Annotated in this window: 18 protein-coding genes and 1 pseudogene; 15 read left to right on the top strand and 4 right to left on the bottom strand. The window is 44.8% G+C overall.

Going from position 1 to position 16,024, the window contains the following annotated elements:
* Positions 1–9 precede the first annotated feature (9 nt).
* The 4 genes from ACED42_RS07940 to ACED42_RS07925 are packed head-to-tail and all read left to right on the top strand — an operon-like array spanning position 10 to position 3,480.
* Complete coding sequence (locus ACED42_RS07940; protein WP_371702086.1) at positions 10–945, top strand: metal ABC transporter solute-binding protein, Zn/Mn family; 936 nt, start codon at positions 10–12, stop codon at positions 943–945.
* Positions 945–1,679 carry a metal ABC transporter ATP-binding protein gene (locus ACED42_RS07935; protein ID WP_122047366.1) on the top strand — a complete coding sequence of 245 codons (735 nt, stop codon included), beginning with the start codon at positions 945–947 and terminating at the stop codon, positions 1,677–1,679. The genes ACED42_RS07940 and ACED42_RS07935 overlap by 1 nt, the downstream gene beginning before the upstream one ends.
* Complete coding sequence (locus tag ACED42_RS07930) at positions 1,679–2,554, top strand: metal ABC transporter permease (protein WP_012600593.1); 876 nt, start codon at positions 1,679–1,681, stop codon at positions 2,552–2,554. Before ACED42_RS07935 ends, ACED42_RS07930 begins: the two co-directional genes overlap by 1 nt.
* A gap of 2 nt (positions 2,555–2,556) precedes the next feature.
* Positions 2,557–3,480 carry an ABC transporter substrate-binding protein gene (locus tag ACED42_RS07925; RefSeq protein ID WP_371702084.1) on the top strand — a complete coding sequence of 308 codons (924 nt, stop codon included), beginning with the start codon at positions 2,557–2,559 and terminating at the stop codon, positions 3,478–3,480.
* Between the two features lie 130 nt (positions 3,481–3,610).
* On the opposite strand, the gene ACED42_RS07920 is transcribed toward ACED42_RS07925, so the two are convergent.
* A complete protein-coding gene (locus tag ACED42_RS07920) occupies positions 3,611–3,841 on the bottom strand; it encodes a DUF2986 domain-containing protein (RefSeq protein WP_009845393.1) in 231 nt (76 codons plus the stop codon).
* Positions 3,842–3,934: 93 nt separating this feature from the next.
* On the opposite strand from ACED42_RS07920, the gene ACED42_RS07915 reads away from it, so the two are divergent.
* Positions 3,935–4,330 carry a nitrous oxide-stimulated promoter family protein gene (locus ACED42_RS07915; protein ID WP_065680040.1) on the top strand — a complete coding sequence of 132 codons (396 nt, stop codon included), beginning with the start codon at positions 3,935–3,937 and terminating at the stop codon, positions 4,328–4,330.
* A gap of 120 nt (positions 4,331–4,450) precedes the next feature.
* Here the strand turns inward: ACED42_RS07915 and ACED42_RS07910 are convergent, their stop codons facing one another.
* Positions 4,451–5,848, bottom strand: coding sequence for an MATE family efflux transporter (locus ACED42_RS07910; RefSeq protein WP_102582289.1), 1,398 nt, complete (start codon positions 5,846–5,848; stop codon positions 4,451–4,453).
* Between the two features lie 50 nt (positions 5,849–5,898).
* Here ACED42_RS07910 and ACED42_RS07905 point away from each other — a divergent pair, with 50 nt between their 5' ends.
* From ACED42_RS07905 to ACED42_RS07895, 3 genes are all read left to right on the top strand, one after another.
* Entirely contained in the window at positions 5,899–6,792 is an 894-nt protein-coding gene (locus ACED42_RS07905) for a helix-turn-helix domain-containing protein (protein WP_017097624.1), read from the top strand.
* Between the two features lie 321 nt (positions 6,793–7,113).
* The gene (locus ACED42_RS07900) at positions 7,114–7,287 is read left to right on the top strand and encodes a transcriptional regulator (RefSeq protein WP_371702081.1); all 174 of its coding nucleotides are present in this window, start codon (positions 7,114–7,116) and stop codon (positions 7,285–7,287) included.
* A 171-nt stretch (positions 7,288–7,458) separates the two neighbouring features.
* Positions 7,459–7,794: a winged helix-turn-helix domain-containing protein gene (locus tag ACED42_RS07895; protein WP_102258000.1), complete on the top strand. Its 336-nt coding sequence runs from the start codon at positions 7,459–7,461 to the stop codon at positions 7,792–7,794.
* Positions 7,795–7,947: 153 nt separating this feature from the next.
* Here ACED42_RS07895 and ACED42_RS07890 read toward each other — a convergent pair whose 3' ends face one another.
* Positions 7,948–9,099 carry an MFS transporter gene (locus ACED42_RS07890; RefSeq protein WP_135381440.1) on the bottom strand — a complete coding sequence of 384 codons (1,152 nt, stop codon included), beginning with the start codon at positions 9,097–9,099 and terminating at the stop codon, positions 7,948–7,950.
* Here ACED42_RS07890 and ACED42_RS07885 point away from each other — a divergent pair.
* Both ACED42_RS07885 and ACED42_RS07880 read left to right on the top strand, forming a co-directional pair.
* Positions 9,099–9,296 carry a hypothetical protein gene (locus ACED42_RS07885; RefSeq protein WP_135381439.1) on the top strand — a complete coding sequence of 66 codons (198 nt, stop codon included), beginning with the start codon at positions 9,099–9,101 and terminating at the stop codon, positions 9,294–9,296. The two genes, ACED42_RS07890 and ACED42_RS07885, sit on opposite strands and share 1 nt — an antisense overlap.
* Before the next feature lie 250 nt (positions 9,297–9,546).
* A complete protein-coding gene (locus ACED42_RS07880) occupies positions 9,547–11,196 on the top strand; it encodes a GMC family oxidoreductase (RefSeq protein WP_371702078.1) in 1,650 nt (549 codons plus the stop codon).
* 129 nt (positions 11,197–11,325) lie between these two features.
* Here ACED42_RS07880 and trxC read toward each other — a convergent pair whose 3' ends face one another.
* Positions 11,326–11,760 carry a thioredoxin TrxC gene (gene trxC / locus ACED42_RS07875; protein ID WP_371702076.1) on the bottom strand — a complete coding sequence of 145 codons (435 nt, stop codon included), beginning with the start codon at positions 11,758–11,760 and terminating at the stop codon, positions 11,326–11,328.
* A gap of 122 nt (positions 11,761–11,882) precedes the next feature.
* On the opposite strand from trxC, the gene ACED42_RS07870 reads away from it, so the two are divergent.
* The 5 genes and pseudogenes from ACED42_RS07870 to ACED42_RS07850 all read left to right on the top strand — a co-directional run bounded on the left by ACED42_RS07870 (position 11,883) and on the right by ACED42_RS07850 (position 15,907).
* Positions 11,883–12,980 (top strand): ketoacyl-ACP synthase III, encoded by a 1,098-nt coding sequence (locus tag ACED42_RS07870; RefSeq protein WP_017097618.1) that lies wholly within the window; start codon positions 11,883–11,885, stop codon positions 12,978–12,980.
* 22 nt (positions 12,981–13,002) lie between these two features.
* Positions 13,003–13,469: pseudogene (locus tag ACED42_RS07865) on the top strand (GNAT family N-acetyltransferase).
* A gap of 99 nt (positions 13,470–13,568) precedes the next feature.
* Positions 13,569–14,801, top strand: coding sequence for a glycosyltransferase (locus tag ACED42_RS07860; protein ID WP_371702074.1), 1,233 nt, complete (start codon positions 13,569–13,571; stop codon positions 14,799–14,801).
* Positions 14,802–14,999: 198 nt separating this feature from the next.
* Positions 15,000–15,476, top strand: coding sequence for a YeeE/YedE family protein (locus ACED42_RS07855; RefSeq protein WP_371702072.1), 477 nt, complete (start codon positions 15,000–15,002; stop codon positions 15,474–15,476).
* Positions 15,476–15,907 (top strand): YeeE/YedE family protein, encoded by a 432-nt coding sequence (locus ACED42_RS07850; RefSeq protein WP_009845336.1) that lies wholly within the window; start codon positions 15,476–15,478, stop codon positions 15,905–15,907. Before ACED42_RS07855 ends, ACED42_RS07850 begins: the two co-directional genes overlap by 1 nt.
* The last annotated feature ends 117 nt before the right edge of the window (positions 15,908–16,024 follow it).

The raw sequence follows: 16,024 nt of genomic DNA, 5'->3' as shown, positions 1-16,024 counted from the left end.
AGATTTACTATGCGATTCATGACTCTATTGATGTCGTTAATAGCGGTGCTATCGACACCCAATGCATTGGCAAAAGAATACACAGTCGACAGCGACAAGTTGACGATAGGTATTACCCTACAGCCTTACTATAGCTACGTAAAAGCTGTGGTAGGTGACAAAGTGAACATCCTTCCTTTGGTTGATGCTGGCTTTAACCCACATAACTACTTACCACAACCGAATGACTTGAAGCGATTGAGCCAGATGGACGCAATCGTGGTAAACGGTATTGGCCACGATGACTTCGCACTAAAAGTCATTTCAGCTGCGCAACGTGATGATTTAATGGTTATTGAAGCGAACAAAGAAGTACCTCTACTTCCTGCATTAGGCCAGTCTGTTGGCCAAGGCGCGGTGAACCCACATACGTTTGTTGGACTTTCTACAACAATCCAAAAGGTGTACACCATCGCGAGTGAAGTTTCTAAACTCGATCCAGACAATGCAGCTTTTTATCGTAAGAATGCACGTAAGTACGCCAAGCAATTTCGCTTTATGAAGCGTGATGCGATGTTGTCATTAGGTGAACTCGATACATCAGGTATGAAAGTGGCGACCACGCACAATGCTTATGGCTATATCCTTCAAGAGTTTGGTGTGGATGTTGCAGCGGTGATTGAGCCTGCACACGGTGTTGAACCAAGTGCGAGCCAACTGCAAGATACGATCGAGAAAATCCGCGCATCAGGCATTGATGTTCTGTTCTACGAGTTAAACATGCCAAACCGCTTTGTTGACACCATTGAAGCAGAAACAGGCGTTCAGCTTTACCGTTTCTCTCACATGACGCACGGTGAGTATCAAGACGATAAGGTAGAAGTTGAGATGAAGAAGAACTTAGAAACGTTAATCGAAGCAATGAAATTTGCTGCGGCTAACCAGGCTAAAAGCGGGAAGGCGTAATGCAAGGTCCATCGATTTCAATCAACCAACTCGGTCTGCAATACGACAACAACGTGATTCTTGATGATATCACGCTAGATCTTAAAGCGGGTGAGTGCCATGTGATCATGGGGCCAAACGGCGGAGGAAAAACCTCTTTGCTGCGTTCAGTTCTTGGTTTGACGCCTTTCTCTGGTCAAATCAATATTCATTGGCCAGAAAAGCCAAGCATTGGTTACGTTCCTCAAAAAGCGACCTTCGAATCGAGCTTACCTCTGACGGTAATGGATTTCGTCCTGCTTAACCAAACTCGAATTCCACTGTTTTGGCGTCGTAAGTCTAAGCAATTGGATCTTGCATTAGCGCAACTCGACCGTGTTGGTATGGCGACTCGTAGCGACCGCCGTATGGGGCAGCTATCGGGTGGTGAGCAGCAACGCGTGTTGTTTGCTCAAGCGTTGTTGGATAACCCAAGTTTATTAGTGTTGGATGAACCTACGACTGGCATGGATGAGCAGGGCGTTCGTTATTTAGAATCGCTAGTTCGTGAATGCGTTAATGAAGGGCGTACCATTCTTGCTGTTCACCATGATGTAACCGCAGTACGTCGTCTTGAAGCGAATGTACATGTTGTGAATCGATTCTTGGTGGATAGTGGTCCACATGAACAAGTACTACACCCTACTAAAATCGAGAGTCTGTTTCAGCACTATAGCAGTGGATCTGCCATCACCAAATCGAAGGAGGTTGCGTAATGGAGTGGTTACGACAACTTGCCATTAGTGGCGTTGAAGCGGGTTGGTTATCAGACAGCTTCATGTATGCGTTTATGGTGAATGCACTGGTTGCTGCGTTGTTATTGGGCCCGTTATTAGGTGGCCTTGGTACTTTGGTCATTGCAAAGCGTCTGGCATTCTTCTCTGAAGCGGTAGGTCACGCAGCATTGACCGGTATTGCCATTGGTGTTTTGCTTGGTGAGCCACCAGAAAATCCAATTATTGGTCTGTTTAGTTTCTGTATGATCTTTGCTTTGCTTCTTCATTTTGTAAGAAACAGAACCAATGTGCCATACGATACTTTAGTCGGCGTTTTCCTTGCGCTCGCTTTAGCGGTCGGCGCGGCATTGTTGATGTACGTGGCACGTAAGATCAACATTCACATGCTTGAGAATGTGCTGTTTGGTTCGATTCTGACGGTAACAGATCAAGACTTAGCGATTCTTGCAGGCAGCTGCGCGCTCATCATTTTGCTCTTGATACCGACGTTCAACCGTATTCTTCTCACTTGTATTAGCCCGGATATTGCCAAGGTGCGTGGCTATAACACCAGCTTCTATGACTACCTGTTTGTGATGATGATTACTTTGGTGACGATTGCCGCGGTGAAGATCGTGGGTGCCGTTTTGGTTGGCGCGTTATTACTGATTCCGGGTGCGACGGCACGATTGTTGACTAAACGCATGGGGAGCTTTGTTTTGCTTTCTGCGTTGCTGGCAACCATCGCGTGTTTAGTCGGAACGGTATTACCGATGGAACTTAAACTGCCAGTGCCGTCAGGCGCTTCAATCATCATCGTTTCTGCAACGTTTTTCCTAGCAGCAACGCTATACCGAATTATAAGAAAGGCTTAACCATGACTCCTTTAATGAATCGTATTTCAAGCTCAGTAAAAACAGCGGCTCAAGTGGGTGTACTTGGTAGTGTGTTAATGGCTGGATCTGTGGTGTCACTGAACGCTAACGCAGAGGATATCCTAACCAGTACACCTGTGACTTATGCTTTGGCGACAGAGCTAACCAAAGGCACCGACATTACGACCGAATACCTACCACCAAAACGCTACGGTATTGATCGCTTACCTAACTGGTTTGGCACTAAGGGTGAAAGCAAGGTGCTTAAGTCAGGAGAGAAGGCGACCGTTGCGTTAACGCTGTCATCTATTTGGCAAGCGGATCCTACATTTGTATACGCAAGGCAAGGCAATATCCGCTTGGTTGAGGTGGATGCCGCTCAAGCTATTACACCGCGCGCACAAGGTGTTGCCGCGTTGACGCTATCAAGTGGTGAAGTGTCTAAGTATGCTTGGTTAAATCCAACCAACCTAACGCGCATGGCCGCCATCGTGGCTGACGACTTTAAGTTATTGTGGCCAGCGCAAGCAGAGACGATTGATCGTAATTTGCAGCGTGTGATGCTTGATGTACGTGAACTGATTAACAAGCAACAAGCGGTATTATTGGATAACGATGTAGATTCAGTATTGTTGCTTTCAGAAAGCTTGGAAGATTTTGCTTCTGGCAGCCAACTGTTTGTTGAAGAACGTATGTTCAAAGCTGAACTGGAATGGACAGAGCAAGATAAAGCGAAGCTCAAAGCGATGTTTTCAGAAGACGATGCGCTATGGTTAGTGACAGCGAAAAAGCCGACGACTTTGATTAAGTCATTGGTGCCTAATGAGCGAATTCTTGTTGTTGACTCGGTAGACCGCTGGGGAAGAGCAGGGATTAATGCAAAAGCGCCTTTCGCACGCTGGGAAGTTAAACCATTCAAAGGTTAATTGAATCGCTAAGTCGCTAGGTTAATACGGTAGGATCAAAAAAGCAGCCTAAATAGAGGCTGCTTTTTTTTGTTCTTGTCTACAGGCTCTGATCTGAGCGCTGAGCAAGAGTATCTCGTGAGTCAAAAGCTTACTCTGCAGCTTTTTTTTCTTTAGTTTCAATACCAGCTTCTTCTGCTTCAACCGTTGTCTCTACTGAACCCTCAGCTTGCTCTAGAGCGGCTTTCGCTTGCTCTTCAGCTTCCATTTTTGCGCGATCAGCTTTAGAAATATAGCGAGGCTTGTTGCTACCATGCAGTTTAGAATTCGCCTGTTTCTGTCTTTTCTTTAGAATTTGATTGATTTTTTTCTTACGGTTCATTGCTGCATAGCCTTGTATTTAGTTTATGCGGTGGAGGATAATCATTTTAGATCTAGAACTCAACCTGTACGGTCTCTCATTAGGTAATTAATCATGTTCCAACATAACAACATTCTACAAGGCGAACTCGCAACGGAGTACAAAACCGTTATTGCGATGGTGCACATCTACTGTAAAGATCACCACGGTGCGGTTCGTCAGAATAACGCGTTATGTGAAGAGTGTGAGCAACTGTTGCGTTATGCAGAGACACGACTTGATAGATGCCCTTATGGCGAAGCAAAGCCGACCTGTAACAAGTGTCCGATTCATTGTTATAAGCCTGATCCTAAAGAGCAGATGCGTTTAGTGATGCGCTATGCAGGGCCAAGAATGCTACTTAAGCATCCGATTTTAGCGATCAGGCATTTGATTCATGAGAAACGTAAAGTGCCAGAGAAGCCACTGCCGAATGTGTCTAATCGCCATATCCGAATGAACAAGAAGTAACTGGTGCTTTAAATTGGTCGCAGAAGAAACGAAAAAGGTCTGATTGCTCAGACCTTTTGTGTTTCTGCTAACTGCCTTATCAGAAGGCAGTCTTGTAGAAAGAATACTTTATGTATAAAGCTACACCGCTTGAGGCTCTTCGTAGGTAACCGTCAGGTTATTGATCCAGCGTCGGCTCAAATAACGGTGCGAGCATATTGCCAGTTTCACCACTTCTTCAACCAACATCAGACCATAGATGTATTTGAAGTCCCATCCAGCGACAAACGCGCCATAAACACACACTGGAATGCCCACCATCCACATCGCGATGAAATCCATGCGAAGGCAGAAAGCGTTATCACCACCAGCACGAATAATACCGTTAATGATCACCATGTTGAGCATACGAATCACCACTGCAAAACACATGATCATCATTGCTGGCGAAGCAAGCGGGTACAATGCATCTGTAGAAAGGTTTAACCATGATAGTACATGCTCTTTACCCATAAACAGTAGCAAGCCAACGACAGCGCCAAAGCCAACGACGGCTTTAATGAATGTTAGACCCATGCTCATAGCATCATCAAATTCATCACGGCCCAGCGAATGGCCAAGCAATACTGAACACGCTACGGAGATACCAAAGAAGATCGAGTAACACAGCGATTCGAACGGCGCGAGCATCGAGAACACCGCAAGCTCTGTTGTGCCCATGTGACCGAAGATCATTTGGTACGCCATGGTACCCATTGCCCACAACACGGCATTCATCGTTAGCGGCAACGCAATACGACGGTAAGAAAGCCACAGTGATGGACGGTGTGGTGAGCTTGGGGTGGTTAGCAGCCAGTGTTTACGCACACGCATGTAGCTATACATTAAGCCCACTTGAATCAATCGCGCTAAGGTTGTCGCCAATGCAGCACCTGCAACGCCCATTGCTGGAATGCCGAAAGCCCCTTTAATTAGAACGAAGTTAAGCGCAATGTTGAGTGCAATAGTAATACCACCTAACAATAGTGGAGTTACGGTGTCACCTGATGAGCGCATGCTTGCTTCTACCACTACAACAATGTGAGTTAGAAGTAGAACAGGGAACCCATACCATAGATAAGTCGCTCCAAGCTCAATCACGGTTTGATCGCTAGTTTGCAACATCATTAAAAACTGAGAACCAAGAGTGATGATTGCTGTAACAGGCAGCAGAACTTTTAAACCAAACACCATCGCGATGGATGATACTGTTCGTGCGCTTTTTCGGTCATTCTTTCCCCAGTATTGAGCGACTAATGTACCGTTTGCTGAGGCCAACCCTGCCATAATCATAATAGCAACGAAGTGCCATTTTGATGCAATTCCCACAGCGGCTGCAGCTTCCATACCAAAATCACTGACCATCAAGACGTCAGCAAGGGCAAGAATAGCAACCAGCGCACTTTGCAAAGCAACAGGCAAACCAAGTTTAACGATACGAGGTAATATGCTCTCTGGCTTGTTATTCATAGATGAGTTAGGGTTGATGTTAGTTGTCATAAGCTCTCCGATTTATGGCAGAACTATAGTGATTTGAGTGAAGTAACAACATGTTTAAAAAACAACAAAACCTGTGCGAATCCGTCATTGATACCATGGAGCCTAAATCAACGTGGCAAGATGATGTTTTTCTCGCGGAACATTGCAAAGAACGTTTTTTGACCGTTGAAGATATCCCAGAGATGAAAAGCTTTGGTGTCTATATGGGCGGTATGGCAAAACTATACGATGGTTATTGGGTTGAGCGAGAATCCGTTAATGTTCATACGTTGATTTTCACTATGGAAGGCGGCGGCATTCTAACAACCACGACATCAGTACAAGCTATTACACCGTATACGCTGGTGGTTCTTCCTGCCGGAACCCCATTTCGTTTTGAACTCGACCCGCAATATAACTATTGGAAAATGGCGTGGATGTTGACCCCCGATACTAAGCAGTGGCAGCACATAGCAAGTTTAGGTCAGGGGATTGTGCCTTTTGGAGAGTGTGAGCAGATCTGGTCACTAATGAACTTGGTTTACTTTGAGATAGGGGGCCGAGCCAGTTACCGTAAGTTACTCTTGAGTGAAATAGTCCGAACGTTGACGGGGTTTGAACCCAAATCAACAAGCACCACTGCTCGTGTTCAAGCGCTCTATAATGAGATTGAAAGTAGTCTGCATCAACCATGGACAGTAGCTGGTATGGCTCAAAGGGTGTTTATCAGCGAAGAGCAGCTTAATCGAGTTACCAAAACGCTCTTCGACTTATCACCACGCAGCAAGTTGATTCAACTAAGAATGGATAAAGCGACCAGCTTGTTAAAATACCAAGATTGGTCGGTATCGATGATTGCCAACCGTTTGGGTTACAAAGATCCTTATAACTTCTCACATCGCTTTAAAAAGCATTTTGGTTTATCTCCAAGCCAATACCGTAAAAGCCATCGACTTACCGGGTAGTGCTGGTTGTCCACTAAAAATTCGTTTCTTAGAACAATTCCACAAGATCAATTTTGCAGTAAATGTACGGTATTAAGTGATCTATCAATTTAGTATTTTTGTACCATTCGATAATATTGGAAATATCTTAAAAGACAACTGCTTATGAAACGTGAGGAATCCATACAAAAAATAGCGGATCACGTAGACGATTTTAAACTTCCGTCTAAGTGGGTTCTAAATAAAAAAGAGTTTCAATCTGATACGAGGATCGTCCGAAAGCAGGAGTGTGGCTCGATAATAGGGACGCTTTCAGAGCCTCATCGTAAGGTTCTTTTTTACTTGTATCAAAATAAAGGACATGTAATCAGTAAGCGAGTTTTGAAGCGTGTAGGTTGGTCGGGTAAAGCCGTGACATCTGCTTCAGTATTGGTTGCTATCTACGAGATAAGAAGGATCTTAGACTGTCGTTGTATAAAAACGGTTTCTAACGAAGGTTATGTACTGGAGGATTAATTTCCCTTTATTGATATCCTGTTCATATATTAATAATAAAAATTTAATCTCTTTACCGTATACGCTGCTTTCATTATCTTCGATTTTAAACGTCCACTTATAAGCGACGTTATACAAAAATGACTGAATTTAACTTTGTTGCTGGCTATATCGTAAGGGAATTGTATAAAAATGGACGCCTATCCTGTAATAGATACTCACCACTCTGAACACAACGTAATACTTGAACTCAACGGAAAAATAGTTGAACTCGACACCAAACTTATTCGCAATGTTGAAAACGGCTATGTCCTGGCTACCATGCCTTTAGCGTATCGTAAGATCATTCTGTTTATGAATCGACATCGAGGGAAGTTGTTCAGTGTCGGGCAATTGAAGAAGATTGGCTGGGAGAATGGGTCAGTCACTAACTCGTCAGTGATTGTTGCGATATCTGAGATCAGATCACTATTCGGGGATGGCCTAATCATTACCATTACTGGCGAAGGCTACATATTTCAGCCTTAACCTGAAGAACACCTCTATTTCTAATATTGATGCTTTTTGTCGACTTTTGCTCAGAAGTCATCAAACAAAAAGAGCTCTTCGTTAGACGGAAAGTCATAACTAAGAGCTCTAGAGGTAACTATCCTACCTGAGGAGGATAGTTGCCATTCGAACTTACTCGCCTGCAATCTGTAGAGGAGAGCGTTTTAAGCTAGCAATCAACATGTAGATCGTTGTAGCGAGTAAAGACGCGAACAGGTAAGTGAATAATCCCGCCTGTGAATCCATAAAGCTATCTGCAACCAATGGTCCTGCGACTGAACCGATGCTGTAACACAACAACATAACCTGAGTCACTGAGACCAAGTAGCTCGGGTCTAAGTTACGACAACCCAAGTTAATCGCTATTGGGTAAAGTGCAAAAGTCGCCATACCTAACACAAACAAGCTCATACCAAGAACATAAAAATCATGATTGATAGTAAGTAAGCCAATGCTTGCAACCCCTAGTAGGCAGAACAGAGCCATTAATAACACTTGTCCTATGTGGTGAGATAACCATGTCACCATCGGCTGAACAGCCATACCACCCATAATCACTAACGCCATCAAACCGCCAATATCTTGATGTGCGATGTTGCGTTGAGCGAGCTCAACAGGCATCAGTCCGTAAATAGATCCAAGTGTTAATCCAGATACAATACAGCCAATCAAAGCGCTGTGGCTCAGTTTGCTGATTTGCTTTAATGATAAAGACTGCGCATCGTGAATTTGTGGTGCTGTCGCTTGTCCGTACATCAACACAATGATTGCACCAAACAACAAGGTGAACATTGCGATGAAAGGTACGCCACCTGTAATACCAAGGTAACCGATGCCGAGTTGGCCAACGGCAGAGCCGCCGTATAGCGAACACATGTAAACGCCTAAGCGTTTCGCGCGCTGAGATTCGTCACCGCTCATTAACCAAGACTCTACAATCACGAAGATACCTGCAACCGCTACACCAGCGACAAAGCGGGCTAATAACCATACCGCTTGATGTGGGATGAGTGGTAACACAAGGATCGTTGCGATAAAGATAGCCAAAGCGATAACAAACGCATCTCTGTGACCAACACGTGCAATCGCACGTTCAATCAATAACGTACCAGCTAAAAGCCCTGCATAGAATGCACTCGCCAACCAACTCGATAGATTTTTGTCTAAGCCATACTCAGACAACATTAATGGTAATGAACTCATTAAATAGCCTGAAGCGATCGCGTAAAAAGACAATGCAATAACTGGAACAGTTATGCGAGTTGTTGGTTGGATGTTGTCCAATGCAGGAGCCTCTAAATAGTGAAAGAAACGATGAATTTTCCGCGACTATGGGGGAGAAACTGAATTGGGTAAAACGAATAAAAATGGTCGTTAAGATAAAAGAAATTTATCGAGATCTTGAGCTAAAATACCATAACGGAATTTACGATTTGGCGAGATTTTATGCGGACGAAAAGCCATTAGGATTATGTTTATGATGGTTTGAAAGCGATACAATCATCCGCGTAGGTCACCCGTGATGGTTGTTGATCATCACGATAATTCAAGCGAAGAAAGTTAAGCTCATTGGTGCTTCATGAACATACGCACGTCATAGAGCAGGCCAGAGAGGAATGGTATTGTGTTCAACTTGATGATTACAAATCCCCGCGTAAAATGTTCATTCGTATGGTGTTATCAATGACGGCAATAGCGTAAACGAGAGCTACATTCAATGGAGATAGGCAAATGGATAGTTATGATTTTATTGTTGTTGGCGGGGGCTCGGCAGGATGTGTAATGGCTGCAAGGCTGTCTGAAGATCCCAATGTCACGGTTTGCCTATTGGAAGCAGGTGGTAAAGACACAAGCCCATTAATCCATACACCCGTAGGTATAGCCGCGATGATGCCAACTAAGCTAAACAACTGGGCCTTTGAAACCGTTGAACAGCCGGGTTTGAATGGTCGTCAAGGTTATCAACCAAGAGGTAAGACACTTGGTGGGTCTAGCTCTATCAATGCGATGATGTACGCTCGTGGGCACCGTTCCGACTACGATACATGGGAAAGCTTGGGTAATGCAGGTTGGAGTTATGAATCGTGCCTGCCTTACTTTAAGAAAGCCGAAAATAACGAAGTTCACCAAGATGAGTTTCACGGCCAAGGTGGCCCTCTGAACGTCGCTAACCTTCGATCGCCAAGTCCGATGTTGGAACGTTACTTAACGGCGTGTGAGTCGATAGGGGTTCCCCGTAATGAAGACATCAACGGTGCTGCTCAGTTTGGGGCGATGCCGACGCAGGTAACCCAGTTGAATGGCGAACGGTGCAGTGCTGCCAAGGCGTACTTAACGCCAAATCTTTCGAGACAGAATCTCACGGTCGTAACCAAAGCAACCACACATAAAGTTTTGTTCGAAGGTAAGAAAGCGGTCGGAGTCGAATATGGCTTTAACGGACAGCGTTATCAGATCCAATGCAACAAAGAAGTGATTCTATCCGCTGGCGCGTTTGGTTCTCCTCAACTGCTGTTATTGTCGGGTATCGGCGCGAAAGCTGAACTAGAGATGCATGGCATCGAACCGGTTCAAGAGCTACCAGGCGTCGGCAAGAACCTTCAAGACCATATCGACTTAGTACATTCGTACAAATGCAGCGAAAAGCGTGAAACCTTCGGTATCTCGTTGCAAATGGCCTCTGAAATGACCAAAGCGTTGCCGCTATGGCACAAAGAACGCCGTGGCAAGATGAGCAGTAATTTTGCAGAGGGGATAGGTTTTCTTTGTTCCGAAGATCATATCGCGGTGCCGGATTTAGAGTTTGTATTTGTGGTCGCTGTTGTCGATGACCATGCAAGAAAAATCCATACCAGTCATGGTTTTACGTCTCATGTCACCTTGTTGCGTCCGAAAAGCAACGGCAGCGTAACGCTCAATAGTAATGATCCTTATGATCCGCCTAAGATTGATCCTGCGTTTTTCAGTCATCCTGAAGATATGGAGATAATGATTAAGGGCTGGAAGAAGCAGTATCAAATGTTAGAGAGTTCGGCGTTTGACGACATCCGTGGTAATGCTTTCTACCCAGTAGACGCCAGTGATGACGAGGCTATCGAGCAAGATATTCGCAACCGTGCAGACACTCAGTATCACCCAGTCGGGACCTGTAAAATGGGCCCTAACAGTGATTCATTAGCCGTGGTAGATAACAATCTGAAAGTCTATGGGTTGAATAACTTAAGAGTTATTGATGCTTCTGTGATGCCGACATTGATTGGGGCAAACACAAACGCGCCAACCATTATGATTGCCGAAAAAGTCGCAGATCAAATCAAAGAACAATACGGCTTTAGCAAGCAACAAGCCAATGAACAGGCAGAAGACGAGATGGTTGTATAATTAAAAGAAACAGAGATAACTGATTGATTTACATTAGGTTAGGGAGTCTATTTTGTTAAGGCTCTCTAACCTATTTTTTGTACGCTTCTTCAAGCACAAGCTAAATCAAAAGCGATATAAAATACGGATCTATTTGGTCAGAGCTTGATTAAGCCATTGCTCAAATTGGCCTTTTGGTAACGCACCGTTAATCGTATCGACACGTTTGCCATCTTTAAACACCATCACCGTGGGAATACTTCTGATTTGGTACATCGCGGCAAGCTGTTGTTGAGCTTCAGTATCAATCTTAACGAATCGAATATCTCCTGAACGCTCTTTAGCAACGTCACTGAACACTGGCGCAAAGCCAACACATGGGTTGCACCATGTTGCCCAGAAATCGACAACCACTGGCTGTGAACTATTCAAAATAGATTGGAAATTAAGTGACGTTCCTTCGATAGGAGCGCCATCGAGTAATACTGTTTTGCATTTACCGCAGGTTGGGCTTTCTGAAATTCTTTCTGAAGGAACTCGGTTTACGCCATTACAAGAAGGGCAACGTGTGTTGAATGTAGACATAACTTTCTCTTTTTATTGTAACTCCGTGTCTAACGCGATTTACGAATCACGCACGGAGCGCTTATACTGTTTAAAACTAGAATACGATACTTAAATAAAAACAAACAATAAATAGGTAAATGATGACAAAATTTTACGCCGAGATTACGGGCTGGGGAAAGTGTCTGCCACCAGCCGTGTTGTCCAATGATGATCTAAGCACTTTCATTGATACGTCTGACGAGTGGATTCGAACTCGAACTGGTATCGAAAACCGTCGTATCAGTCATGTAAATACCTCTGAGTTAGCGACTGTTGCTGCTCAACACGCCATGGCGTGTGCTGGTCTTACTGCCGAAGATATCGACCTCGTGATCATCGCGACGTGCAGCCCAGACTCCCTTATTCCAAATACTGCGTCTAAAGTTCAACAGAACCTAGGCATCAAGAGCGCAGCGGCTTTCGACCTTAACGCAGCGTGTACTGGCTTCATCTATGGCGTTGAAACCGCAACTCGACTGATTCAAGCGGGCAACTACCGCAATGCCATTGTTGTGGGTGCAGAACGTCTTTCATTCTTCATCGACTGGACCAAGCGTGATACTGCGGTTCTATTTGGCGACGGCGCAGGTGCTGTGGTTCTATCTCGCACTGAAGAGCAGGTTGGCTTACAAGAAGCGCAAATCGGTTGTGACGCCGAAGGCCGTGACATTTTAGCGGTACCAAAATTCGGTACTTCTATGGATCGCTTTGCTGCAGATAATGGCTACTGGGACTTTGATTTCGTAGGTAAAGAAATCTTCAAGCGTGCAGTGAAAGGCATGGGCGCTGCGGCACACACAGTATTAAGCCGTACTGGCATCTCAACCGACAATATCGATGTTGTGATTCCGCACCAAGCCAACATCCGAATCATCCAGACTTTGTGTGATATGGCGGGTATTGAGCGCGAGAAAGCGTTTGTTAACATCCAAAACTACGGCAACACATCCGCAGCGACTGTGCCAATTGCACTGTGTGAATCATTAGAGCAAGGTTTTGTTAAACCTAACTCAAACATTCTTGTGGCGGCATTTGGTGCAGGTTTAACTTGGGGTGCTGGCCATATTAAGTGGGGCAGTCGTGTTGAACCGTTAGGTCAATCGGATGCGAAGCTTCCAGAAGCGGATAAATCTGCTTTGGAGCTTCTAGAAAGAGCCATTTTACACTGTAAAACGCGTCCTAATTCTGAAAACGAGTAGCAGCATTGTGCAAGTTCGTTTAATGACAGAAGCCGACTTCGATGGGGCGGCTTTAGTTCACCAAGCTACTTTTGTTCGACAGCAAAACTCAAAAAAATTTGGTTACAATGTAACTTAAATGCAGCACCACGCTTTCTTAACTTCGTTGCAGAGAACGAAGGTGAGATCGTGGGTTACATCATCTGGGTTCAGAAAAGCGGGTTTAGACCTGAAGCTGTTTTAGAACTAGAGCAACTTGCCGTGTTACCAAGCGCGCAGGGGCAAGGATTGGGTAAAACGCTGATTCTAGATTCCCTGCCGCAGGTAAAACAGCATTTGGCGGATCAAGGCTCGATGCTCAAACACGTGCTAGTGACCACCAGAGCAGACAACTTTGTACAAAAGCTTTATCAATCGGCTTTGGGTGCAGAAGTCGAAACCACGATTTCAAACCTGTACTCTGCGGATGAAGTGCTTATGATAGCTCGCAATGTGGGTGAACGAATCTGATCGCTGAGTTCTTAGAACCAATTATAATCAGCGGTATAAATCGATTTACGTTTAATTAGGGACTTCTACAGTCCCTTTTGTTATTTCTTAGGAAGTGTTTTGAAGAAAGTTTTAGCAATTGGCTACGTTTGGCCAGAACCGAATTCATCGGCGGCTGGCAGCCATATGATGTCTCTTTTACGCCTGTTCAAGAGACAAGGTTGGTCCGTTGAATTTGCAACGCCAGCTCAAGAAACCGAGCACATGATCGATCTCTCTGAAGAGGGCATCACGAGCCAATCTATACAGTTAAATTGCGATAGCTTTGACCAGTACATTGAAGAGCTGCAACCCGATGTCGTGATGTTTGACCGTTTCATGATGGAAGAGCAGTTTGGTTGGCGTGTCGAGAAAGTATGTCCGAATGCCTTTAAGTTACTGGATACCGAAGACTTACAGTTCCTACGTAACGCGCGCCATGAAGCGGTTAAGAAAGAGACTGAACTGACCAAAGCGCATTTGTACAGTGACTTGGCTAAACGTGAAATTGCCGCAATCTTACGCTGTGATCTTTCGTTGATCATTTCAAGTTACGAGATGGATCTGCTTAAATCTGAGTTCAATATCGATCCAAAACTGCTTCATCACTTGCCGTTCATGGTTGATATTAATACACTTCCTGAAAGCACGAAAAGCTTTGAAGAACGTAAGCATTTCATGACGATAGGTAACTTTAGACACGCACCGAACTGGGATGCTGTGCTTCAGTTACAGAAGATTTGGCCGAAAATTCGTAAACAGTTACCTGAAACTGAACTTCATATTTACGGATCTTACCCGCCGCCGAAAGCAACGGCTTTGCACAACCCTAAAACCGGTTTCCATATCAAAGGTTGGGCGAAAGACGCTCAAGAAGTGATGGAGCAAGCTCGTGTGTGTGTTGCACCACTCCGATTTGGCGCGGGCATTAAAGGCAAGTTGCTTGATGCGATGAAGTTACAAACTCCGAACGTGACGAGTGAAATCGGCAGCGAAGGCATGTTACCACAAGGAGAATTGCAATGGCCGGGCGCAGTGGCTGATGACATCGACGAGTTTGTTGAACAAGCTGTCGGTTTATACAAAGATGAAGAGAAGTGGCTTAAAGCACAAAGCCAATGTCATTCAATCCTTGAAGCGCACTACGAGCAGAATCAACTCGGCGACACATTGATTGAGCGATTAACGGCGTTAGAGTCCGATCTTGAATCTCATCGACTGGATAACTTCTTTGGTTCGATGCTTAAGCACCACAGCATGGCGAGCACCAAGTATATGTCGCAGTGGATAGCTGAAAAGAACAAGACTAAGTAACTGACACAATAAACCGAATCAAATAATAAGCCCTTAGGTTAACGCCTAGGGGCTTTTTTCATGCAGGACGCTTATTAATTCCAGACTTACAAACCGAACATTCTAGTGTACATTAGCATTGACTAATTTATATTTATTAGTAAACTCTAATTTAAATTAAGGGTGATGAGTTAATCGACGTTATGAGAGAGGTCAGTGATGAGTTTAATACCTTGGAATGCATTGTTCGGTGGCATGTTGTTAGGCGCGTCGGCAATTATTCTTATGTTAGGAATAGGGCGAGTAGCAGGTATTAGTGGCATTGTTGGCCACTTGTTACCGTCGAGAAAGAACAAAAGATTAGAATCAGGATCCGAATCGAACTCGGACTCCAGCATTGAGAAAACCGAAAAACATTGGCGACTTGCTTTTGTTGTCGGAATGGTCGTGAGCGGCTGGTTATTGATTCCAACAGGCTACCAACTTCCGCAATTAGAAGAGATCAACTTCGCAGTGGTTATCATAGCCGGATTATTGGTGGGCTTCGGTACCAAGATGGCGAATGGCTGTACTAGCGGCCATGGCATTGTGGGGATGGCTCGTTTGTCCAAGCGCTCAATCATCGCTACTTGTCTATTCATGGGTGTGGCAATCGTAACTGTGTTGGCTAAGAACTTGATCGGTTTGGGGGCGTAATGAAAAACTCTTCACTTACCATCGTTATCGGTTTGGTCGCAGGTATTCTTTTTGGCTCAGGTATGATCATTTCAGGCATGGTTGACCCGAACAAAGTACTTGGGTTTTTAGATATTGCTGGCGACTGGGACATTAGCTTGGCATTCGTCATGGGTGGCGCGTTATTGGTCTTCGCTCCGTTTTATCACTTGGTCATTAAAAAGCGCGCTCAAGCCGTCAATGGCGAACCTTTAGATAGCAGTAATAATCCACTAATAGATAGAAAGTTGATCTTAGGTTCAACTGCCTTTGGTTTAGGCTGGGGGATTGCAGGCTTTTGCCCGGGCCCTGCAGTAACCAGCCTTAGTGGGGGTAACCCAACGGTATGGCTGTTCGTCTTAAGCATGCTGGTGGGAATGTGGTTGGCGGGTCGTACGAACAAAACCTGTTAGTAGCAAGCTTATCGCTGATTACATTGGCTTTGACGTTATTCGTTCTGAACTGACCAAGCATAGAGGTTGACTCGCTTTTAGCAAAAAAGCCAGTCAGCCTCTTTCTATATCTACCGT

The organism is Vibrio sp. FF145 (genome assembly GCF_041439075.1).
GTDB classification, from domain to species: Bacteria; Pseudomonadota; Gammaproteobacteria; order Enterobacterales; family Vibrionaceae; genus Vibrio; species Vibrio tasmaniensis_A.
Note: the sequence above shows the minus strand (reverse complement) of the source record. Positions and strands in the feature narration are given on the sequence as shown.

Bases quoted from the DNA above. Each gene is read 5' to 3' on its own strand.
- ACED42_RS07880 (WP_371702078.1), top strand. From the start codon at position 9,547: ATGGATAGTTATGATTTTATTGTTGTTGGCGGGGGCTCGGCAGGATGT.
- ACED42_RS07940 (WP_371702086.1), top strand. From the start codon at position 10: ATGCGATTCATGACTCTATTGATGTCGTTAATAGCGGTGCTATCGACA.
- ACED42_RS07870 (WP_017097618.1), top strand. From the start codon at position 11,883: ATGACAAAATTTTACGCCGAGATTACGGGCTGGGGAAAGTGTCTGCCA.
- trxC (WP_371702076.1), bottom strand. From the start codon at position 11,760: ATGTCTACATTCAACACACGTTGCCCTTCTTGTAATGGCGTAAACCGA.
- ACED42_RS07920 (WP_009845393.1), bottom strand. From the start codon at position 3,841: ATGAACCGTAAGAAAAAAATCAATCAAATTCTAAAGAAAAGACAGAAA.
- ACED42_RS07915 (WP_065680040.1), top strand. From the start codon at position 3,935: ATGTTCCAACATAACAACATTCTACAAGGCGAACTCGCAACGGAGTAC.
- ACED42_RS07930 (WP_012600593.1), top strand. From the start codon at position 1,679: ATGGAGTGGTTACGACAACTTGCCATTAGTGGCGTTGAAGCGGGTTGG.
- ACED42_RS07925 (WP_371702084.1), top strand. From the start codon at position 2,557: ATGACTCCTTTAATGAATCGTATTTCAAGCTCAGTAAAAACAGCGGCT.
- ACED42_RS07850 (WP_009845336.1), top strand. From the start codon at position 15,476: ATGAAAAACTCTTCACTTACCATCGTTATCGGTTTGGTCGCAGGTATT.
- ACED42_RS07895 (WP_102258000.1), top strand. From the start codon at position 7,459: ATGGACGCCTATCCTGTAATAGATACTCACCACTCTGAACACAACGTA.
- ACED42_RS07855 (WP_371702072.1), top strand. From the start codon at position 15,000: ATGAGTTTAATACCTTGGAATGCATTGTTCGGTGGCATGTTGTTAGGC.
- ACED42_RS07935 (WP_122047366.1), top strand. From the start codon at position 945: ATGCAAGGTCCATCGATTTCAATCAACCAACTCGGTCTGCAATACGAC.
- ACED42_RS07885 (WP_135381439.1), top strand. From the start codon at position 9,099: ATGCAGGAGCCTCTAAATAGTGAAAGAAACGATGAATTTTCCGCGACT.
- ACED42_RS07910 (WP_102582289.1), bottom strand. From the start codon at position 5,848: ATGACAACTAACATCAACCCTAACTCATCTATGAATAACAAGCCAGAG.
- ACED42_RS07905 (WP_017097624.1), top strand. From the start codon at position 5,899: ATGTTTAAAAAACAACAAAACCTGTGCGAATCCGTCATTGATACCATG.